The sequence below is a fragment of the Pseudomonas caricapapayae genome (genome assembly GCF_001400735.1).
GTDB lineage: Bacteria > Pseudomonadota > Gammaproteobacteria > Pseudomonadales > Pseudomonadaceae > Aquipseudomonas > Aquipseudomonas caricapapayae.
The window spans coordinates 1-21437 of record NZ_LJPW01000089.1 but is presented as its reverse complement, the minus strand read 5'-3'; the positions used below and the strand labels follow the sequence as shown (position 1 = coordinate 21437).

Sequence of the window (21437 nt, the reverse complement as noted above, 5' to 3'; positions counted from 1 at the left end):
TTACTCAGCACTGCTGCTGAAATCGAGATCTTGGCCTGGCTGAAGGGAGATAACTGCCTTCTTCCAGTCATTACGCTTGCCCAGACCGCGAGCAGTGCGCTTGCTCTTACCCAGAACATTCAGGGTAGTAACACGCTCTACTTTCACGCTGAACAGGCTTTCGACGGCCTTCTTGATTTCCAGCTTGGTTGCGTCAGTAGCAACCTTGAAAACGAACTGACCTTTTTTGTCTGCAAGAACCGTAGCCTTTTCGGAAACGTGCGGGCCAAGCAGAACTTTAAATACGCGTTCCTGGTTCATCCCAGCAGCTCCTCGAATTTCTTCACGGCCGACACAGTGATCAACACTTTGTCGTATGCGATCAGACTAACTGGATCGCAACCTTGAACGTCACGTACATCAACGTGCGGCAGGTTACGAGCAGCCAGGTACAGATTCTGGTCAACAGCGTCAGACACGATCAGGACGTCAGTCAGGCCCATGCCAGTCAGCTTGTTCAGCAGATCTTTGGTTTTCGGTGCTTCAACAGCGAAGTCCTGAACCACGACCAGACGATCAGTGCGAACCAGTTCAGCAAGGATGGAGCGCAGAGCTGCGCGATACATCTTCTTGTTGAGCTTCTGAGTATGATCCTGAGGACGAGCTGCGAAAGTGGTACCGCCGCCGCGCCAGATTGGGCTACGAATGGTACCGGCACGAGCACGGCCAGTACCTTTCTGACGCCAAGGGCGCTTGCCGCCACCACGAACGTCGGAACGGGTCTTTTGCTGCTTACTACCCTGACGACCGCCAGCCATGTAGGCCACGACTGCCTGGTGAACCAGCGTCTCGTTGAATTCGCCGCCAAATGTCAGTTCGGAAACTTCGATTGCCTGAGCGTCATTTACATTTAATTGCATGTCAGCTTCCCCTTAACCGCGAGCCTTGGCTGCTGGACGTACAACCAGGTTGCCGCCAGTAGCGCCAGGAACAGCACCCTTGACCAACAACAGATTGCGTTCAGCGTCCACGCGCACTACTTCCAGGGACTGCACGGTCACGCGCTCAGCGCCCATATGACCGGACATTTTTTTGCCCTTGAATACACGACCAGGAGTCTGGCACTGGCCGATAGAGCCTGGGACGCGGTGGGAGACGGAGTTACCATGGGTATTGTCTTGACCACGGAAATTCCAACGCTTGATCGTACCCTGGAAGCCTTTACCCTTGGACTGACCGGTTACATCAACCAGTTGACCAGCGGCGAAGATTTCAGCGTTGATCTGATCGCCAGCCTGGTAATCGCCTTCTTCAAGACGGAATTCCATGACGGTACGACCGGCGGCAACGTTCGCTTTAGCGAAGTGGCCAGCCTGAGCGGCTGTAACACGCGAAGCGCGACGCTCGCCGACAGTGACTTGCACTGCACGATAGCCATCGGTTTCTTCGGTTTTGAACTGAGTGACGCGATTCGGCTCGATCTCAATGACCGTGACCGGAATGGAGACACCTTCTTCGGTGAAAATACGGGTCATACCGCATTTACGACCGACTACACCAATAGTCATGTTGTAAACCTCATGAGTGTACGGGGCTTTCACCCGCTATGGCCGCCCATTTCAGAGCGTTACACGACTAAGACCCAAGTCTTAGCCGAGGCTGATCTGAACTTCCACACCGGCCGCAAGATCAAGCTTCATAAGCGCATCAACGGTTTTTTCCGTTGGCTGGACAATGTCCAGAACGCGCTTGTGAGTACGGATCTCATACTGGTCGCGCGCGTCTTTGTTGACGTGCGGAGAAACCAGAACGGTGAACCGCTCTTTACGAGTCGGCAGTGGAATCGGACCACGCACCTGTGCACCAGTACGTTTCGCGGTTTCCACGATTTCCTGGGTTGATTGGTCGATCAGGCGATGGTCAAAAGCCTTCAACCTGATACGGATTTGCTGGTTTTGCATTGGATTCAGACTCCAGATTGCTGTTCCCACCGAGCGCAATACGCCCGTTAAAAGGAGGCGCAATTCTATAGACGACCTAACAAGGTGTCAACCCAATAAAAAAGCCCCCGCAGTGCGGGGGCTTTTTTTGGGACTCAACGCTTACGCGATGATTTTGGCCACGACGCCAGCGCCGACGGTACGACCGCCTTCACGGATTGCGAAACGCAGACCATCTTCCATTGCGATTGGCTTGATCAGGGTAACGGAAACTTTAACGTTATCACCTGGCATAACCATTTCTACGCCATCCGGCAGTTCGCAGCTACCAGTTACGTCGGTAGTACGGAAGTAGAACTGTGGACGGTAGCCTTTGAAGAACGGAGTGTGACGACCGCCTTCTTCTTTGCTCAGAACGTAGATTTCAGCTTCGAACTGAGTGTGCGGCTTGACGGTGCCTGGCTTGACCAGAACCTGGCCACGCTCAACGTCGTCACGCTTGGTACCACGCAGCAGAACGCCGCAGTTCTCACCAGCACGACCTTCGTCGAGCAGCTTGCGGAACATTTCAACACCGGTGCAGGTGGTGACGGTAGTGTCACGCAGACCAACGATTTCCAGTGGATCCTGAACCTTGACGATACCGCGCTCAACACGACCAGTCACAACAGTACCGCGACCGGAGATCGAGAATACGTCTTCGATTGGCATCAGGAATGGCTTGTCAGTCAGACGAACTGGCTCTGGGATGTAGCTGTCCAGAGTTTCAACCAGCTTACGAACGGCAGTGGTGCCCATTTCGTTGTCGTCTTTACCTTCCAGAGCCATACGAGCAGAACCGATGATGATCGGAGTGTCGTCGCCTGGGAAGTCGTAAGTGCTCAGCAGATCGCGCACTTCCATCTCGACCAGTTCCAGCAGCTCTGCGTCGTCTACCAGGTCAGCCTTGTTCAGGAAGACCACGATGTACGGAACGCCAACCTGACGGGACAGCAGGATGTGCTCACGAGTTTGTGGCATCGGACCATCAGCAGCCGAACAAACCAGAATAGCGCCGTCCATCTGGGCAGCACCGGTGATCATGTTCTTCACGTAGTCAGCGTGACCTGGGCAGTCAACGTGAGCGTAGTGACGCGTCAACGAGTTGTACTCGACGTGAGCGGTGTTAATGGTGATACCGCGAGCCTTCTCTTCCGGTGCGCTGTCGATCTTGTCGAAGTCAACACGAGCCGAACCGAAAACTTCGGAGCAGACACGGGTCAGAGCAGCGGTCAGCGTGGTTTTACCGTGGTCAACGTGACCAATGGTGCCAACGTTGACGTGCGGGAGGGAACGATCAAATTTTTCTTTAGCCACGACAAATAACTCCTAGCCTAAAGGCGCTGAATCAGCCTTGTTTTTTGGTTACAGTTTCGACGATGTGCGACGGCGCTGTATTGTATTTTTTGAATTCCATAGAGTAGCTTGCGCGACCTTGGGACATGGAGCGAACGTCGGTCGCATAACCGAACATCTCACCCAACGGGACCTCGGCACGAATTACTTTGCCGGAAACCGTATCTTCCATACCCAGGATCATGCCGCGACGACGGTTAAGGTCGCCCATCACGTCACCCATATAGTCTTCAGGCGTAACAACCTCTACCGCCATGATCGGCTCGAGCAACTCACCACCGCCCTTCTGGGCCAGTTGCTTGGTCGCCATGGAAGCAGCCACCTTAAACGCCATCTCGTTCGAGTCGACGTCATGGTAGGAACCATCAAACACGGTAGCCTTCAGGCCGATCAGCGGATAGCCGGCAACAACGCCGTTCTTCATCTGCTCTTCGATACCCTTCTGGATAGCCGGGATGTATTCCTTGGGAACAACACCACCTACCACTTCGTTTACGAATTGCAGACCTTCCTGACCTTCGTCAGCAGGTGCAAAACGGATCCAGCAATGACCAAACTGGCCCCGACCGCCGGATTGACGAACGAACTTGCCTTCGATTTCACAATTCTTCGTGATGCGCTCACGATAGGAAACCTGCGGCTTGCCGATGTTGGCTTCGACGTTGAACTCACGGCGCATCCGGTCAACCAGGATGTCCAGGTGCAGCTCGCCCATGCCAGAGATGATCGTTTGACCAGTCTCTTCATCAGTTTTGACGCGGAAAGAAGGGTCTTCCTGAGCAAGTTTGCCCAGAGCGATACCCATTTTTTCCTGGTCATCCTTGGTTTTTGGCTCAACGGCAACCGAAATAACCGGCTCCGGGAAGTCCATGCGAACCAGAATGATTGGCTTGTCAGCGTTGCACAAGGTTTCACCGGTGGTGACGTCCTTCATGCCGATCAAGGCAGCGATGTCACCAGCGCGTACTTCCTTGATTTCTTCACGGGCGTTTGCGTGCATCTGCACCATACGACCCACACGCTCTTTCTTGCCCTTGACCGAGTTGATCACGCCGTCGCCGGATGCCAATACGCCCGAGTAAACGCGAACAAAGGTCAGGGTACCCACGAATGGGTCGGTAGCGATCTTGAACGCCAGAGCCGAGAACGGCTCGTTGTCGTCTGCATGACGCTCCATCAGGACTTCTTCGTTATCAGGATCGGAACCCTTGATAGCTGGAATGTCGGTCGGAGCCGGCAGGTAGTCGATCACGGCGTCGAGAACCAGGGGAACACCCTTGTTCTTGAAGGAAGAACCGCAAACAGCAAGAACGATCTCACCAGCAATAGTACGCTGACGCAGAGCAGCCTTGATTTCCTCGTTGGTGAGTTCTTCACCTTCAAGGTACTTGTTCATCAGCTCTTCACTGGCTTCGGCCGCAGCCTCAACCATGTTGCTGCGCCACTCGTCAGCCAGTTCCTGCAGCTCGGCAGGGATAGGCTCACGACGTGGAACCATACCCTTGTCAGCATCGTTCCAGTAAACAGCTTCCATCGACATCAGATCGATCTGACCCTGGAAGTTGTCTTCGGCACCAATGGCCAGCTGGATCGGCACCGGGGTGTGACCCAGACGCTGCTTGATCTGAGCGATTACGCGCAGGAAGTTCGCACCCGCACGGTCCATCTTGTTCACGTAAACGATACGTGGAACACCGTACTTGTTGGCTTGACGCCATACGGTTTCGGACTGCGGCTCTACGCCGGAAGTACCACAGAACACAACGACCGCGCCGTCGAGTACACGCAGGGAACGCTCAACTTCAATGGTGAAGTCAACGTGGCCCGGGGTGTCAATAACGTTGAAACGGTATTGGTCTTTGTGTTGCTTCTCGGAACCCTGCCAGAAGGCAGTAATAGCAGCAGAAGTAATGGTAATACCACGCTCCTGCTCCTGAACCATCCAGTCCGTGGTCGCGGCGCCGTCATGCACCTCGCCCATTTTGTGGCTTTTGCCGGTGTAAAAAAGGACGCGCTCGGTGGTGGTGGTTTTACCAGCATCCACGTGAGCAACGATACCAATGTTACGGTAGCGGCCAATCGGAGTAGTACGAGCCATAAAGCCCTCGCAAAATTAGTGACGCTGAAATTAGAAGCGGTAGTGCGAGAAAGCCTTGTTGGCCTCAGCCATACGGTGCACGTCTTCACGCTTCTTGACCGCAGCACCTTTACCTTCGGCGGCATCCAGCAGTTCGCCAGCCAAACGCAGCGCCATTGACTTCTCACCGCGCTTGCGCGCGAAGTCTACCAGCCAACGCATTGCCAGAGCATTACGACGGGACGGACGAACTTCGACAGGAACCTGGTAAGTAGCACCGCCTACACGGCGCGACTTTACTTCGACCAGCGGAGCGATGGCGTCGAGAGCTTTCTCGAAGATTTCCAGGGGGTCGCTGTTCTTGCGTTCTTTAACCTTTTCCAGCGCGCCATAAACGATACGCTCGGCAACGGCTTTCTTGCCGCTTTCCATCACGTGGTTCATGAACTTGGCCAGGATCTGGCTGCCGTATTTTGGATCGTCAAGCACTTCGCGCTTGGCTGCTACGCGTCTTCTTGGCATGGATAAGCCCTCAAACGGTCTTCAGGTTAGCTCGGGACCACCATCCTGCAAGGGATGCGCCCGACCTTACTCTTATCGACTCAGAAAAATAGAAATCTGCAATTTCAAATAGAAGCCAAAAACTACTTAGGCTTCTTGGTACCGTATTTCGAGCGACCCTGGTTACGGCCTTTAACGCCGGAAGTATCCAGAGAACCACGAACGGTGTGATAACGAACACCTGGCAAGTCTTTTACACGACCGCCACGGATCAGTACCACGCTGTGCTCTTGCAGGTTGTGACCTTCACCGCCGATGTACGAGGAAACCTCGAAACCGTTGGTCAGGCGCACACGGCAGACTTTACGCAATGCCGAGTTAGGTTTTTTCGGCGTGGTGGTGTACACACGAGTGCACACACCGCGACGTTGCGGGCAGTTCTGCAGCGCAGGCACGTCGGATTTCTCGACGATACGCTTACGCGGCTGACGTACCAGCTGGTTGATAGTTGCCATCTACTAGCTCCACTGTTGTCTTGCGACGCTATTGTCTTACAAGAAAAGCAAATGACAGGGCACAAGCCCCGCCAAATTTAGGGGTACAAGAGTCTAAAGAGGATCCCGCCCCCAGTCAAGACAAAGCCCCGACGTCCTCACCGCGCAAACAACACGAAAACGTGCCACCTGCCCGGTGAAAAATGCCGAGGCTCTAGTCTCAGTTACCGCTGGAGTTCAACGCTTCAGTCAGAGCGGCTTCTACTTCGCTCGCGCTGACACGCATCGGCTTGTCCATTTCACGACGACGCTTGCGCTCGCTGTGATAAGCCAGACCGGTACCGGCCGGGATCAGACGACCCACGACCACGTTTTCCTTCAGGCCGCGCAGGTAATCGCGCTTGCCGGTCACAGCCGCTTCGGTCAGTACGCGGGTTGTCTCCTGGAAGGAGGCCGCGGAGATGAACGATTCGGTGGACAGCGATGCCTTGGTGATACCCAGCAACACACGAGTGAACTTGGAAACAAATTTGTCTTCCGTGCTCAGACGCTCGTTCTCTACCAGCACGTGAGTCAATTCCATCTGATCGCCCTTGATGAAACTGGAATCGCCAGACTCGGCAATCTCAACCTTGCGCAGCATCTGACGCAGAATCGTCTCGATGTGCTTGTCGTTGATCTTCACGCCCTGCAGACGGTATACGTCCTGAATCTCGTTGACGATGTACTTGGCCAGCGCACTCACACCCAGCAAACGCAAGATGTCGTGTGGATCGCTAGGACCGTCGGAGATTACTTCGCCGCGGTTCACTTGCTCGCCTTCGAAGACGTTCAGGTGACGCCACTTCGGAATCAGCTCCTCGTACGGATCGCTGCCATCGTTCGGGGTAATGACCAGACGGCGCTTGCCCTTGGTCTCTTTGCCGAACGCGATGGTACCGCTGACTTCTGCAAGGATCGACGCCTCTTTCGGACGACGCGCTTCGAACAGGTCGGCAACACGCGGCAGACCACCGGTGATGTCACGAGTTTTCGAAGTTTCCTGCGGAATACGAGCGATAACATCACCGATCGCGATCTGCGCACCGTCGGCAACACCGACCAGGGCGTTCGCAGGCAGGAAGTACTGGGCCGGTACGTCGGTACCAGGCAGCAGCAGATCCTTGCCATCCAGACCCACCATCTTCACGGCAGGACGGATGTCCTTGCCCGCAGCCGGACGATCTTTGGCATCAAGCACTTCAATGTTGGTCATACCGGTCAATTCGTCTGTCTGACGCTTGATCGTGATGCCTTCTTCCATGCCGACGTAGGTAACAGTACCTTTCATCTCGGTAACGATCGGGTGAGTGTGCGGGTCCCACTTGGCTACGATTGAGCCAGCGTCGACCTTGTCGCCTTCCTTCACCGAAATCACAGCACCGTATGGCAGCTTGTAACGCTCACGCTCGCGACCGAAGTCATCGGCGATTGCCAGTTCACCGGAGCGGGATACCGCAACCAGGTGACCGTCAACACGCTCGACGTGCTTCAGGTTGTGCAGACGGACAGTACCGCCATTCTTCACCTGAACGCTGTCGGCTGCCGAGGTCCGGCTTGCCGCACCACCAATGTGGAACGTACGCATTGTCAGCTGGGTACCTGGCTCACCGATCGACTGTGCAGCGATTACGCCGACAGCTTCACCGATGTTGACCTGGTGACCACGAGCCAGGTCGCGACCGTAGCACTTGGCGCAGATGCCGTAGCGGGTTTCACAGCTGATTGGCGAACGAACGATCACTTCGTCGATGCTGTTCAGCTCGATGAACTCTACCCACTTCTCGTCGACCAGCGTGCCAGCAGGCACGATGACGTCTTCTGTGCCCGGCTTGAACACGTCACGGGCAATAACTCGACCCAGTACGCGCTCACCCAGCGGCTCTACAACGTCGCCGCCTTCAATGTGCGGAGTCATCAGCAGACCGTGCTCGGTACCGCAATCCACCTCGGTAACCACCAGATCCTGAGCCACGTCTACCAGACGGCGAGTCAGATAACCGGAGTTGGCGGTCTTCAGCGCCGTATCCGCAAGACCCTTACGAGCACCGTGAGTAGAGATGAAGTACTGAAGTACGCTCAAACCTTCACGGAAGTTCGCGGTGATCGGCGTTTCAATGATGGAGCCGTCAGGCTTGGCCATCAGACCACGCATACCCGCCAACTGACGAATCTGGGCAGCAGAACCACGCGCACCGGAGTCAGCCATCATGTACATCGAGTTGAAGGATTCCTGGTCAACTTCGACGCCGTGACGATCGATGACCTTCTCTTTCGAGAGGTTCGACATCATTGCCTTGGAGACTTCGTCGTTTGCCTTGGACCAGAGGTCGATCACCTTGTTGTACTTCTCGCCCTGGGTGACCAGGCCGGAGGCGTACTGACTTTCGATCTCTTTAACTTCTTCGGTGGCCGCGTCGATGATGCGAGCTTTTTCATCAGGGATAACGAAATCGTTAACGCCGATGGAAACACCCGAAATAGTCGAGTAGGCAAAACCGGTGTACATCAACTGGTCAGCAAAGATAACGGTCTCTTTCAGACCAACCACGCGGTAGCACTGGTTGATCAGCTTGGAGATCGCCTTCTTCTTCATGGGCTGGTTGACGACGTCGTAGGACAGGCCGGCCGGAACCACCTGGAACAGCAGCGCACGGCCAACAGTGGTGTCGACGATACGGGTGTTCTTGACGCTGCCACCGTCACGGTCGTTGACCGTTTCGTGGATACGAACCTTGACCTTGGCATGCAGAGCCGCTTCGCCGGCGCGGAATACGCGGTCGACTTCCTGCAGATCGGCAAACACACGACCTTCGCCCTTGGCGTTGATCGCTTCACGAGTCATGTAATACAGACCCAGTACAACGTCCTGCGAAGGAACGATGATTGGCTCACCGTTGGCTGGCGACAGAATGTTGTTGGTCGACATCATCAGCGCGCGCGCTTCCAGCTGAGCTTCAAGCGTCAGAGGCACGTGAACGGCCATCTGGTCACCGTCGAAGTCGGCGTTGTACGCAGCACAGACCAGCGGGTGCAGCTGAATGGCCTTACCTTCGATCAGTACCGGCTCAAAAGCCTGAATGCCCAGACGGTGAAGAGTCGGCGCACGGTTCAGCAGCACCGGGTGTTCGCGAATGACTTCAGCGAGAACGTCCCAGACCTCAGGCAGTTCACGCTCGACCATCTTCTTGGCAGCTTTGATGGTCGTAGCCAGGCCACGCATTTCCAGCTTGCCGAAAATGAACGGCTTGAACAGCTCGAGAGCCATCTTCTTCGGCAGACCGCACTGGTGCAGACGCAGGGTCGGACCTACGGTAATTACCGAACGGCCCGAGTAGTCAACACGCTTGCCGAGCAAGTTCTGACGGAAACGACCTTGCTTACCCTTGATCATGTCAGCCAGGGATTTCAGAGGACGCTTGTTCGAACCTGTGATCGCACGACCGCGACGGCCGTTATCGAGCAGAGCATCGACCGCTTCCTGCAGCATGCGCTTTTCGTTGCGCACGATGATATCGGGAGCAGACAGATCCAGCAGGCGTTTCAGACGGTTGTTACGGTTGATCACTCGACGATACAGATCGTTGAGGTCGGACGTCGCGAAACGGCCACCGTCAAGCGGAACCAGAGGACGCAGATCTGGCGGCAGAACCGGCAGAACGGTCAGCACCATCCACTCAGGAAGGTTGCCGGAACCCTGGAAGGCTTCCATCAATTTCAGACGCTTGGACAGCTTCTTGATTTTGGTCTCGGAATTGGTTTGCGGAATTTCTTCGCGCAGACGGCCAATCTCGTGCTCCAGATCAATAGCGTGCAGCAGCTCGCGAACGGCCTCAGCACCCATACGGGCGTCGAAGTCGTCACCGAACTCTTCAAGCGCTTCGAAATACTGCTCGTCGTTCAGCAGCTGACCTTTTTCAAGGGTAGTCATGCCTGGATCGATAACAACATAGCTCTCGAAGTAGAGAACACGTTCGATATCACGCAGAGTCATGTCCATCAGCAGGCCGATACGGGACGGCAGCGATTTCAGGAACCAGATGTGGGCAACCGGCGAAGCCAGTTCGATGTGAGCCATACGCTCGCGACGAACCTTGGCCAGAGCCACTTCAACACCGCATTTTTCGCAGATGACACCGCGGTGCTTCAGGCGCTTGTACTTACCGCACAGGCACTCGTAATCTTTTACCGGGCCAAAGATTTTGGCGCAGAACAGACCGTCACGCTCAGGCTTGAACGTACGGTAGTTGATGGTTTCCGGCTTTTTAACTTCACCGAACGACCAAGAGCGGATCATCTCAGGCGATGCAAGTCCGATACGGATTGCGTCGAACTCTTCGACTTGACCCTGGTTTTTCAGCAAATTCAGTAAGTCTTTCAAGGCTTTTCCTCCTGGCGGAGCAGGGAGCAGGCAGTACCGCCCTGCCCCCGATTCGCGTCACGTGTTATTCGGTTTCCAGATCGATATCGATACCGAGCGAACGGATTTCTTTGATCAACACGTTGAAAGACTCGGGCATGCCCGGCTCCATACGGTGATCGCCGTCCACGATGTTTTTGTACATCTTGGTACGACCGTTCACATCGTCCGACTTCACTGTGAGCATTTCCTGCAGAGTGTACGCCGCGCCGTATGCTTCCAGCGCCCACACTTCCATCTCCCCGAAACGCTGACCACCGAACTGTGCCTTACCACCCAGCGGCTGCTGGGTAACCAGGCTGTACGAACCAGTGGAACGCGCGTGCATCTTGTCGTCCACCAAGTGGTTCAGCTTCAGCATGTACATGTAGCCAACCGTTACAGCACGTTCAAACTTGTTGCCGGTACGACCGTCGAACAGCTGCATCTGGCCGCTGTCCGGCATATCTGCCAGCTTGAGCATTGCCTTGATTTCGCTTTCCTTGGCACCGTCGAAAACCGGGGTAGCCATTGGTACACCGTTACGCAGGTTCTTCGCGAGGTCCAGAATTTCGTTGTCGGAGAGATCTTCCAGAGACTCCTGACGACCGCCGATTTCGTTATAGATCTCGTTGAGGAACGTGCGCAGCTCAGCAACTTTACGCTGCTCTTCGAGCATGCGGTTGATCTTCTCGCCCAGACCTTTGGCCGCGAGGCCCAGGTGGGTTTCGAGAATCTGACCAACGTTCATACGCGAAGGTACGCCCAGCGGGTTGAGGACGATATCGACCGGCGTGCCATTGGCATCGTGCGGCATGTCCTCAACCGGCATGATCACGGAGACCACACCCTTGTTACCGTGACGACCGGCCATCTTGTCGCCCGGCTGGATGCGGCGACGGATTGCCAGGTAGACCTTGACGATTTTCAGAACGCCTGGAGCCAGGTCATCGCCCTGCTGCAGTTTGCGTTTCTTGTCTTCGAACTTGTCATCCAGAAGACGGCGACGATCAACGATGTAAGCCTGAGCCTTTTCGAGCTGCTCGTTGAGAGCATCTTCAGCCATGCGCAGCTTGAACCACTGACCATGCTCAAGACCATCGAGCACTTCGTTGGTGATTTCCTGGCCCTTCTTGAGGCCAGCGCCGCCTTCGGCTACACGACCCACCAGCGCAGAGCGCAGACGTTCGAAAGTAGCGCCTTCGACAATGCGGAACTCTTCGTTCAGATCCTTGCGGATCTCGTCGAGTTGCGACTTCTCGATGGACAGGGCACGCGCATCACGCTCGACGCCATCACGGGTAAAGACCTGAACGTCAATGACAGTACCTTTGGTACCGGTTGGCACACGCAGGGAGGTGTCTTTAACGTCGCTGGCCTTTTCGCCGAAGATCGCGCGCAACAGTTTTTCTTCCGGAGTCAGCTGGGTCTCGCCTTTCGGAGTGACCTTACCAACCAGGATGTCGCCAGCGCCGACTTCGGCACCTACATAAACGATACCCGCTTCGTCCAGCTTGTTCAGAGCAGCTTCACCCACGTTAGGGATGTCAGCTGTGATTTCCTCTGGCCCAAGCTTGGTGTCACGCGCCACGCAGGTCAGTTCCTGAATGTGGATCGTGGTGAAGCGGTCTTCCTGAACAACACGCTCAGAAAGACAGATGGAGTCTTCGAAGTTGAAACCGTTCCAGGCCATGAACGCGATGCGCATGTTCTGACCCAGCGCCAGCTCACCCATGTCGGTGGACGGGCCATCAGCCATGATGTCGCTACGCTGAACACGGTCACCCTTGCTGACCAGCGGACGCTGGTTGATGCAGGTGTTCTGGTTGGAACGGGTGTATTTGGTCAGGTTGTAGATGTCTACACCCGCCTCACCTGTTTCAACTTCATCATCGGCAACACGAACAACGATACGGCTGGCATCAACCGAGTCGATCACACCACCACGACGAGCCACGACGCAAACGCCGGAGTCGCGAGCAACGTTGCGCTCCATGCCAGTACCTACCAGCGGCTTGTCGGCACGCAGAGTAGGAACAGCCTGACGCTGCATGTTCGAACCCATCAACGCACGGTTGGCGTCATCGTGCTCGAGGAACGGAATCAGCGATGCAGCTACCGAGACAACCTGCTTGGGCGAAACGTCCATCAGGGTGACATCGGCTGGAGCCTTGACGGTGAATTCGTTCAAGTGACGCACAGCAACCAGCTCGTCGATCAGCTCTTGCTTGTCGTTCATTGCGGCCGAAGCCTGGGCAATGACGTGGTCCGCTTCTTCGATCGCCGAAAGGAACACGATCTCTTCGGTGACCAGACCTTCCTTGACCACACGGTACGGGCTCTCGAGGAAGCCGTACTGGTTGGTGCGGGCATAGGCCGCCAGGGAGTTGATCAGACCGATGTTCGGACCTTCAGGCGTCTCGATCGGGCACACACGGCCGTAGTGAGTCGGGTGAACGTCTCGAACTTCAAAGCCGGCGCGCTCACGCGTCAGACCACCAGGGCCGAGCGCAGAAACACGACGCTTGTGCGTGATCTCGGACAGCGGGTTGTTCTGGTCCATGAACTGGGAAAGCTGGCTGGAACCGAAGAACTCCTTGACCGCCGCCGCAACAGGTTTGGCGTTGATCAGGTCCTGAGGCATCAGGCCTTCGCTTTCTGCCATGGACAGACGTTCTTTGACAGCGCGCTCGACACGGACCAGACCTACACGGAACTGGTTCTCGGCCATCTCGCCAACGCAACGAACGCGACGGTTACCGAGGTGGTCGATGTCATCGACGATGCCTTTGCCGTTGCGGATATCAACGAGGGTCTTGAGAACCGCTACGATGTCTTCCTTGCACAGCACCCCTGAACCTTCGATTTCGGTACGACCGATACGACGGTTGAACTTCATACGACCTACAGCAGACAGGTCGTAGCGCTCAGGGCTGAAGAACAGGTTGTTGAACAGTGTTTCAGCGGCATCCTTGGTTGGCGGCTCGCCAGGACGCATCATGCGATAGATCTCGACCAGCGCTTCCAGTTGGTTGCTGGTGGAGTCGATCTTCAGTGTGTCGGAGACGAACGGACCGCAATCGATGTCGTTGGTGTACAACGTTTCGATGCGAACAACCTGAGCCTTGGCGATCTTGGCCAGGATTTCAGTGTTCAGCTCGGTGTTGCACTCGGCAATGATCTCACCGGTTGCCGGATGCACGATAACCTTGGCTGTAGTACGACCCAGGACGTAGTCCAGAGGTACTTCCAGCTCTTTGATCCCGGCCTTTTCCAGCTGGTTGATGTGACGGGCAGTGATACGACGACCCTGCTCGACAATGACCTTGCCCTTGTCGTCCAGGATATCCAGAACGGCAATTTCACCACGCAGGCGCTGAGGCACCAGTTCCAGGCTCAGGTTTTCACCGCGCACATGGAATACGTTGGTGGTGTAGAAAGCATCAAGCACTTGCTCGGTGGTGTAACCCAGAGCGCGCAGAAGTACGGACGCAGGCAGCTTGCGACGACGGTCGATACGGACGAATACGCAGTCTTTCGGATCGAACTCGAAGTCCAGCCACGAACCGCGGTAAGGAATGATACGAGCGGAGTACAGCAGCTTACCGGAGCTGTGCGTCTTGCCACGGTCGTGGTCGAAGAATACGCCAGGCGAGCGGTGAAGCTGAGACACGATAACGCGCTCGGTGCCATTGATTACAAAGGTACCGTTTTCAGTCATCAGGGGGATTTCACCCATGTAGACTTCTTGCTCTTTGATGTCCTTGATCGCTTTGTTCGACGATTCTTTGTCGAAAATGATCAGACGGACCTTGACACGCAGAGGTACTGCGTAAGTCACACCGCGCAGCACGCATTCCTTGACATCAAATGCCGGTTCGCCCAAGCGATAACCTACATACTCCAGCGCAGCATTGCCGGAGTAGCTGATGATCGGGAAAACGGATTTGAAGGCTGCATGCAGACCGACGTCGCGGAACTGATCTTTGGTCGCTCCCGCCTGCAGGAATTCGCGATACGAATCCAGCTGGATGGCCAAAAGATATGGCACATCCATTACGTCCGGCAACTTGCTAAAGTCCTTGCGGATACGTTTTTTCTCAGTATATGAGTAAGCCATCAGCGTTCCCCAGCTTGGTCACCTGCTTGTTTGGCTCCCTCCCGACGGAAGCAGCCAGAAAATCTTGCAAACCCCTTGGTTTGCGCCACCGCCATCGGTGGATACCACACGTTACAAACGTTGACAGCGCCAATCGTCTATAACGGAAAAAGGCCGGTGGCAAAAGCCACCAGCCATCAGCCTTTCGCTAAACGCGTGGGCTGGACACTCAAAATCGATGCTTATTTCAGCTCGACTTTAGCGCCTGCTTCTTCCAGAGTAGCTTTGGCTTTGTCAGCTGCGTCTTTGGCAACAGCTTCCAGAACCATTGCTGGCGCGCCGTCAACGACTGCCTTGGCTTCTTTCAGACCCAGACCGGTCAGTTCACGTACTGCCTTGATCACGTTAACTTTCTTCTCGCCAGCTTCCAGCAGCATGACGTTGAATTCAGTTTGTTCTTCAACAACAGCAGCAGCAACAGCTGGACCAGCAGAGCCGGCAGCAGCGGTAACGCCAAACTTCTCTTCGAACGCCTTGATCAGCTCTACAACCTGCAGAACGGACATTTCAGCTACGGCGTTAAGGATATCGTCTTGAGAGATGGACATGACTCAATTTCCTGAATTGGGGGACGGCCTACGCGACCATCAAAATAAACAAAAATACGCGAAAAGATCTGACTCAGCCTTAGGCTGCAGCTGCTTCTTTTTGGTCGCGAACAGCCGCCAGAGTACGAGCCAATTTGCTGGTAGCGCCTTGGATCACGCTCATCAGCTGAGAAATTGCTTCGTTACGGGTCGGCAGGCTTGCCAGTACATCGATCTGATTAGCTGCGAGGAACTTGCCCTCGAACGCAGCTGCCTTGATCTCGAACTTGTCCTGACCTTTGGCGAATTCCTTGAACAACCGGGCAGCAGCGCCAGGATGTTCGTTGGAGAACGCGATCAAGGTCGGGCCAGTGAACACGTCGTTGAGGACACTGAATTCAGTGTCAGCAACAGCGCGCTTGAGCAGGGTGTTACGTACAACACGTACGTAAACGCCAGCTTCACGAGCCTCTTTACGGAGTCCGGTCATAGCGCCGACCGTCACACCACGGGCATCAGCCACGACAGCGGACAGACCAGCTTTGGCAGCCTCGTTGACTTCAGCGACGATGGCCTTCTTGTCTTCGAGTTTAATTGCCACGGGTTTAACTCCTGCTTGTTACCGTTTCATCCGACCGAAGCCAGATGTCGTTTTGGTGTCTGATTCGGTAAGGAACCGGGAGCACCATCTGCGTAGGCTTGAGGTTTAAGACTTGCGTCGCCTACGGTCTTGGATAGCCCCCGCCAGGCAGGGACCCCAATCTTTCAAAGGGGTACGGCGTCAATCACCGTACCGCTTTTGTCTTACGCTTCCAACGAACCCTGGTCGATGACCAGACCTGGGCCCATAGTGGTGCTCAGGGTGATGCGCTTGACGTAAATACCTTTCGAAGAAGCTGGTTTGATACGCTTCAGATCAGCGATCAGCGCTTCAACGTTTTCCTTCAGCTTGACGGCATCGAAGCCGACCTTGCCAACGGAAGTGTGGATGATGCCGTTTTTGTCGGTGCGATAACGAACCTGACCAGCCTTGGCATTCTTGACGGCGTTCGCAACGTCAGGAGTAACAGTGCCGACTTTAGGGTTAGGCATCAGGCCACGAGGACCGAGAACCTGACCCAACTGACCCACAACGCGCATTGCGTCAGGGGAAGCGATAACCACGTCATAGTTCAGATCGCCTGCTTTCATTTCAGCGGCCAGATCATCCATACCAACGCGATCAGCACCGGCAGCCAGAGCAGCTTCAGCAGCAGGACCCTGGGTGAAAACTGCAACGCGTACAGTTTTACCGGTGCCGTGCGGCAGTACGGTAGCGCTACGAACGACCTGGTCGGACTTACGAGGGTCAACGCCCAGGTTGACAGCAACGTCTACCGACTCGCTGAACTTGACAGTCGACAGCTCGGTCAGCAGGGCTGCAGCGTCTACGAAGTTGTAGGACTTGCCAGCTTCGATCTTGCTGGCGATTGCCTTTTGACGCTTGGTCAGCTTAGCCATTACACACCCTCCACGTTAAGGCCCATGCTACGAGCGGAACCGGCGATGGTACGCACGGCCGCTTCCATGTCAGCTGCAGTCAGATCCGCATTTTTTGCTTTAGCGATATCTTCCAGCTGAGCACGAGTCACGGTGCCAACTTTAACGGTGTTCGGGCGAGCCGAGCCGCTGGTCAAGCCTGCAGCTTTCTTGAGCAGAACCGATGCAGGGGTACTTTTTGTTTCGAAAGTGAAGCTACGGTCGCTGTACACAGTGATGATCACTGGAGTCGGCAAGCCTGGCTCAATACCCTGAGTACGGGCGTTGAACGCTTTGCAGAATTCCATGATATTCACACCGTGCTGACCCAGAGCAGGACCAACTGGCGGGCTTGGGTTAGCCTGAGCGGCTTTCACTTGCAGCTTGATGTATGCGGTTATCTTCTTGGCCATGAGGCACTCCAATTACGGGTTCAAGCGCCAATAAAGGCTCCCCGGTTACTTACGCGTATATCCCAGTGACGAAAAAACCCCACAGCCTTAGGCTGCGGGGTATGGGATTCCAGCTCAGTTATGCCTTTTCGACCTGACTGAACTCCAACTCTACCGGGGTAGAGCGTCCGAAAATGAGCACCGCCACTTGAATCCGGCTCTTTTCGTAGTTAACTTCTTCAACCGTGCCGTTAAAATCAGCAAACGGACCGTCGGTGACACGAACAACCTCACCCGGCTCGAACAGTGTCTTAGGTTTCGGCTTGTCGCTACCGTCTGCGACACGACGCAGAATTGCTTCCGCTTCCTTGTCGGTGATCGGAGCAGGCTTGTCAGCGGTACCGCCAATGAAGCCCATGACGCGAGGAGTATCCTTGACCAAGTGCCAAGTACCCTCATTCATATCCATCTGAACAAGCACATAACCCGGGAAGAACTTGCGTTCGCTTTTGCGCTTCTGGCCATTACGCATTTCGACCACTTCTTCAGTGGGAACCAGAATTTCGCCGAAGCCATCTTCCATGCCTGCCAGCTTCACACGCTCGATCAACGAGCGCATGACATGCTTCTCGTAACCCGAGTAAGCATGCACTACGTACCAACGCTTAGCCACGGGACACCCTTAGCCAACTATCAAGGAAACAAGCCAGCCGAGCAGGGAATCAAGCCCCCACAACAGCAACGCCATAACCAGCACAACAGCCACAACGATCAACGTGGTTTGAGTGGTTTCTTGGCGAGTAGGCCATACGACTTTACGAATCTCGGCGCGAGCCTCTTTCGCCAGAACGAAAAAGGCCTTGCCCTTACCGGTTTGCAACGCTACAAACGCAGCGACAGCGGCAATCACGAGGAGAGCGAGAACACGGTACAGGATCGGCTCAGCAGAATAATACTGATTACCGACAACACCCACGACAACCAAAACGACTACCAGGAGCCACTTCAGCATATCAAAGCGAGAGTCTGATGCTTCAGCCTTGGGATTCATCTACGGAGATCCTGTGAAAAGAAAGCCAGATTACATCTAAGGAATCTGGCAGGTCAGGAGGGAATCGAACCCCCAACCTACGGTTTTGGAGACCGTCGCTCTGCCAATTGAGCTACTGACCTAAAAGCAAAATCAGGCCGACCATTATGCGGACCTGACGAGAGTTTTTCAACACCTTATTCAGAACAGCCTGCCCCAAAAGCAGAATCCAAACAAGACATCAGGCAGGTCAAGCGCAACCAACCCACCTAAAACAAAGGCAGATATTTTCATATCTGCCTTTAGCAATGGAGCTCTTGAGCGGATTTGAACCGCTGACCTCACCCTTACCAAGGGTGTGCTCTACCAACTGAGCTACAAGAGCAAAACACAATGCATAAGCTGCAAGCTTGGAGCGGGTAGCGGGAATCGAACCCGCATCATCAGCTTGGAAGGCTGAGGTTCTACCACTAAACTATACCCGCGCAATTTGCAGCTTGCGCTAAATCTGGTGGAGGGGGAAGGATTCGAACCTTCGAAGTCGTAGACGTCAGATTTACAGTCTGATCCCTTTGGCCGCTCGGGAACCCCTCCTAAGCGAGGCAGCATTCTCAACTCATGCTGCCCTTCTGTCAACCTTTTTCTCAGTAAAAACCTGAGGTTACATGCGTTGACTACTACCACTTCGTTCGCGAGACTTTCACCTCACTGCGAAGCGGGCGCCATTCTATGTAAACTAATCAGCAGTTGCAATGCCCTCGCATAACATTATTTGATTTTTTATTTGAGGGAAATCCTGACTCAGCTGGCTGATCACACCCGCCTCTACAAGGCGTCGACTTTCCGGGGTAATTTTTAGCCAGTAGGCGGTCGCCCCATTCGTTTGTAGTGGCTGGAATTGAGACTGTATATCCAGGCTGTTCAGACGCTGCTCGACCAGACGAGCATCTTCTGGCCTGACAAAGCCACCAACGTAAAGACACCTCGTATCGGCATCGTGCGACACCCGCCCCGCATCCGATTCGCTGAGCAGGCGAATATCCTGCTGAGGGGCACGGTGCAACGATAAGGGCATGACCTCTTTGACCCTCAGTGGAGCCTCTTGCTGGTGCCAGATGTAATAAAAGGCATTAAGCATCAGCAGCAGAAGAAATAACCAACGCATAGAGACCTCAACGCAAAGGGCAAGCGAGAGCCAGACCCACGAAGACCAGATCAGGAACAATGCGAGCGCCTGGCAGCACATCCGCAACCAGAGCAGCATCTCCGCCAGTCACGAAAACAGCAAAATCGTCACCCCAGTACCCACGGGCTATCTCGATCTGAGTCATAGCAAACCCTCTGAGCATCAACGAACAGCCACGCTCTACAGCCTCGGCAGTCGCACGACCGGGAACAAGGCGGGCCAAGGCTCTCCCAGCCTCCGTGTCGTCATACCTGATGCGACGAGTATGGGTACGCAACTGATTGCGCATCAAGGGCATTCCAGGGCAAATAAAACCGCCAAGGTGCGCGCCCATAGCGTCCACAAAGTCAGACGTCACAGCAGTACCGAGATCGATCACCAGGCATGCGCCCCTGGCAAGATGGTAAGCACCAACAAACGCCAGCCAGCGATCCAGGCCCAGACGTGCGAAGTCGTCGTAGCCATTGGTGACACCAGCAAGCTCACGAGCAGGCATAGCGCAGACCGGCATTACGGAAAAGGTATCAGCCAATAAAGCGACCATCCTTGCCGTTTCTTCAGTGCTACGAACACTTACAAGTCGGCAGTCAGTGAATGATGCACCAGGCAGATTACTCAGATGTTCCAGCAAGGCAGCATCTGAATCCACAACGCCGCCACTGATCACTGATGCATCACGCTTCGCCGTTACCCGCCACTTGATAAAGCTGTTGCCACAATCGAGCTCAAGAATCATCTCGTAACCTCAGGCTGAGCTCGCCGCCACTGAAGCTCTTTTCCACACCACTGACCTCAAGCCTTAGCGCCCCAAGCGAGTCGACCCCCAACACCACTCCCTCCACTTCCTGAATCCCTGACAACAACTTTACCGCAGCCCCCTGCCACAGGTGCCCGCGCTCCCATTCTTTCTGAAAAGCTGCAAAACCTTCATTGCGATGAACCACGAGAAGAGCATCGAGCTGACTGCTTATACGAGCCGCGATCTGATTGCGATCAATGAGACTGCCTGTTTCGAGTCGAATGGACGTCCATAACTGATCTACTTCGGAGGATGAACGCATATTCACATTCACGCCTATTCCGATGATGACATGGCAGACGTCTGCCGGATCACCTATAAGCTCCAGCAGGATGCCAGCAATCTTCTGCCTACCGACCAGCACATCATTAGGCCATTTAAGGCCTGCACCATGCACACCCATGTCGCGAAGCACATTCATCACCGCCAGACCCACCAAAAGACTGAGCCCCTCCAACTGGCGCATTCCGCCATCGATGCGCAGCACCAGACTGTAATACAGGTTCTCAGCGAATGGGCTTACCCACTTGCGACCACGCCGCCCCCTTCCGGAAGTTTGCTGCTCGGCCACGACCAGCAAAGGCATGGACTCGCCTTGAGCAATCAGACGCGCGGCCTCTGCGTTGGTTGAATCGATAGTGTCGTAAGTGCGCACAGACCAGTTGGCAGGAAATCCGCACCGCACTATGCCAGCAGCACTCAAGAGAGAGATGGGCGCAGCCAGTCGATAACCTCGCCCGCGCACTTTATGTACCTCGATGCCCAGATCGACCTCAAGCTGCTGAAGCTGCTTCCAGACAGCACTACGGCTTATGCCCAGAGCATTGCCTAATACCTGTCCAGAATGAAACGCACCATCAGCAAGAAGCTTTAACAAGGTCAGCATTTAGAGTCGCCTGGCAATGAGGCACGCATCATAGCCACGCAGAGACATGCTGCATAGAAACGAAAACGTGTTTTCATGCTGGTTTTGAGGAACCAGAAAAACAAAAACCCTCAACG

19 protein-coding genes and 4 tRNA genes are annotated in these 21437 nt (G+C 54.9%); all 23 read right to left on the bottom strand.

Features of this window, described 5'->3' with window-relative positions; translation table 11 throughout:
- The gene (gene rplW, locus ALO80_RS13255) at positions 1-300 is read right to left on the bottom strand and encodes a 50S ribosomal protein L23 (protein WP_002555488.1); all 300 of its coding nucleotides are present in this window, start codon (positions 298-300) and stop codon (positions 1-3) included.
- Entirely contained in the window at positions 297-899 is a 603-nt protein-coding gene (rplD, locus tag ALO80_RS13250) for a 50S ribosomal protein L4 (RefSeq protein WP_055009337.1), read from the bottom strand. Before rplD ends, rplW begins: the two co-directional genes overlap by 4 nt.
- Positions 900-911: 12 nt before the next feature.
- The gene (rplC, locus tag ALO80_RS13245; protein ID WP_002555490.1) at positions 912-1547 is read right to left on the bottom strand and encodes a 50S ribosomal protein L3; all 636 of its coding nucleotides are present in this window, start codon (positions 1545-1547) and stop codon (positions 912-914) included.
- Between the two features lie 81 nt (positions 1548-1628).
- Entirely contained in the window at positions 1629-1940 is a 312-nt protein-coding gene (gene rpsJ, locus ALO80_RS13240; RefSeq protein WP_002555491.1) for a 30S ribosomal protein S10, read from the bottom strand.
- A 141-nt stretch (positions 1941-2081) separates the two neighbouring features.
- Positions 2082-3275, bottom strand: a complete 1194-nt coding sequence (gene tuf, locus ALO80_RS13235; protein WP_055009336.1) for an elongation factor Tu — start codon at positions 3273-3275, stop codon at positions 2082-2084.
- 31 nt (positions 3276-3306) lie between these two features.
- Positions 3307-5412 carry an elongation factor G gene (fusA, locus tag ALO80_RS13230; RefSeq protein ID WP_004666356.1) on the bottom strand — a complete coding sequence of 702 codons (2106 nt, stop codon included), beginning with the start codon at positions 5410-5412 and terminating at the stop codon, positions 3307-3309.
- A 30-nt stretch (positions 5413-5442) separates the two neighbouring features.
- Positions 5443-5913, bottom strand: a complete 471-nt coding sequence (rpsG, locus tag ALO80_RS13225; RefSeq protein ID WP_002555493.1) for a 30S ribosomal protein S7 — start codon at positions 5911-5913, stop codon at positions 5443-5445.
- Positions 5914-6035: 122 nt separating this feature from the next.
- The gene (rpsL, locus tag ALO80_RS13220; protein ID WP_002555494.1) at positions 6036-6407 is read right to left on the bottom strand and encodes a 30S ribosomal protein S12; all 372 of its coding nucleotides are present in this window, start codon (positions 6405-6407) and stop codon (positions 6036-6038) included.
- A gap of 199 nt (positions 6408-6606) precedes the next feature.
- Positions 6607-10806, bottom strand: coding sequence for a DNA-directed RNA polymerase subunit beta' (gene rpoC, locus ALO80_RS13215; protein ID WP_054987268.1), 4200 nt, complete (start codon positions 10804-10806; stop codon positions 6607-6609).
- Between the two features lie 64 nt (positions 10807-10870).
- The gene (gene rpoB / locus ALO80_RS13210; RefSeq protein ID WP_055009335.1) at positions 10871-14944 is read right to left on the bottom strand and encodes a DNA-directed RNA polymerase subunit beta; all 4074 of its coding nucleotides are present in this window, start codon (positions 14942-14944) and stop codon (positions 10871-10873) included.
- 221 nt (positions 14945-15165) lie between these two features.
- Positions 15166-15531, bottom strand: coding sequence for a 50S ribosomal protein L7/L12 (gene rplL, locus ALO80_RS13205; RefSeq protein WP_002555497.1), 366 nt, complete (start codon positions 15529-15531; stop codon positions 15166-15168).
- A 79-nt stretch (positions 15532-15610) separates the two neighbouring features.
- Positions 15611-16111 (bottom strand): 50S ribosomal protein L10, encoded by a 501-nt coding sequence (gene rplJ, locus ALO80_RS13200; RefSeq protein WP_002555498.1) that lies wholly within the window; start codon positions 16109-16111, stop codon positions 15611-15613.
- A gap of 203 nt (positions 16112-16314) precedes the next feature.
- Positions 16315-17010 carry a 50S ribosomal protein L1 gene (gene rplA, locus ALO80_RS13195; protein WP_002555499.1) on the bottom strand — a complete coding sequence of 232 codons (696 nt, stop codon included), beginning with the start codon at positions 17008-17010 and terminating at the stop codon, positions 16315-16317.
- On the bottom strand, positions 17010-17441 hold the full coding sequence (gene rplK / locus ALO80_RS13190) for a 50S ribosomal protein L11 (RefSeq protein ID WP_002555500.1): 432 nt from the start codon (positions 17439-17441) through the stop codon (positions 17010-17012). The genes rplA and rplK overlap by 1 nt, the downstream gene beginning before the upstream one ends.
- 118 nt (positions 17442-17559) lie before the next feature.
- On the bottom strand, positions 17560-18093 hold the full coding sequence (gene nusG, locus ALO80_RS13185) for a transcription termination/antitermination protein NusG (RefSeq protein WP_002555501.1): 534 nt from the start codon (positions 18091-18093) through the stop codon (positions 17560-17562).
- Between the two features lie 9 nt (positions 18094-18102).
- Positions 18103-18471: a preprotein translocase subunit SecE gene (gene secE, locus ALO80_RS13180; protein ID WP_024961319.1), complete on the bottom strand. Its 369-nt coding sequence runs from the start codon at positions 18469-18471 to the stop codon at positions 18103-18105.
- Positions 18472-18517: 46 nt separating this feature from the next.
- Positions 18518-18593: transfer RNA gene (locus ALO80_RS13175), tRNA-Trp, on the bottom strand.
- Positions 18594-18759: 166 nt separating this feature from the next.
- Positions 18760-18835 (bottom strand) — tRNA-Thr (locus tag ALO80_RS13170).
- A gap of 26 nt (positions 18836-18861) precedes the next feature.
- A tRNA-Gly gene (locus ALO80_RS13165) sits at positions 18862-18935 on the bottom strand.
- Between the two features lie 24 nt (positions 18936-18959).
- A tRNA-Tyr gene (locus ALO80_RS13160) sits at positions 18960-19044 on the bottom strand.
- A gap of 142 nt (positions 19045-19186) precedes the next feature.
- Complete coding sequence (locus ALO80_RS13155; protein WP_055009334.1) at positions 19187-19615, bottom strand: hypothetical protein; 429 nt, start codon at positions 19613-19615, stop codon at positions 19187-19189.
- A 7-nt stretch (positions 19616-19622) separates the two neighbouring features.
- The gene (locus ALO80_RS13150; protein ID WP_055009333.1) at positions 19623-20372 is read right to left on the bottom strand and encodes a pantothenate kinase; all 750 of its coding nucleotides are present in this window, start codon (positions 20370-20372) and stop codon (positions 19623-19625) included.
- Entirely contained in the window at positions 20362-21321 is a 960-nt protein-coding gene (gene birA, locus ALO80_RS13145) for a bifunctional biotin--[acetyl-CoA-carboxylase] ligase/biotin operon repressor BirA (protein WP_055009332.1), read from the bottom strand. The genes ALO80_RS13150 and birA overlap by 11 nt, the downstream gene beginning before the upstream one ends.
- Between the last annotated feature and the right edge of the window lie 116 nt (positions 21322-21437).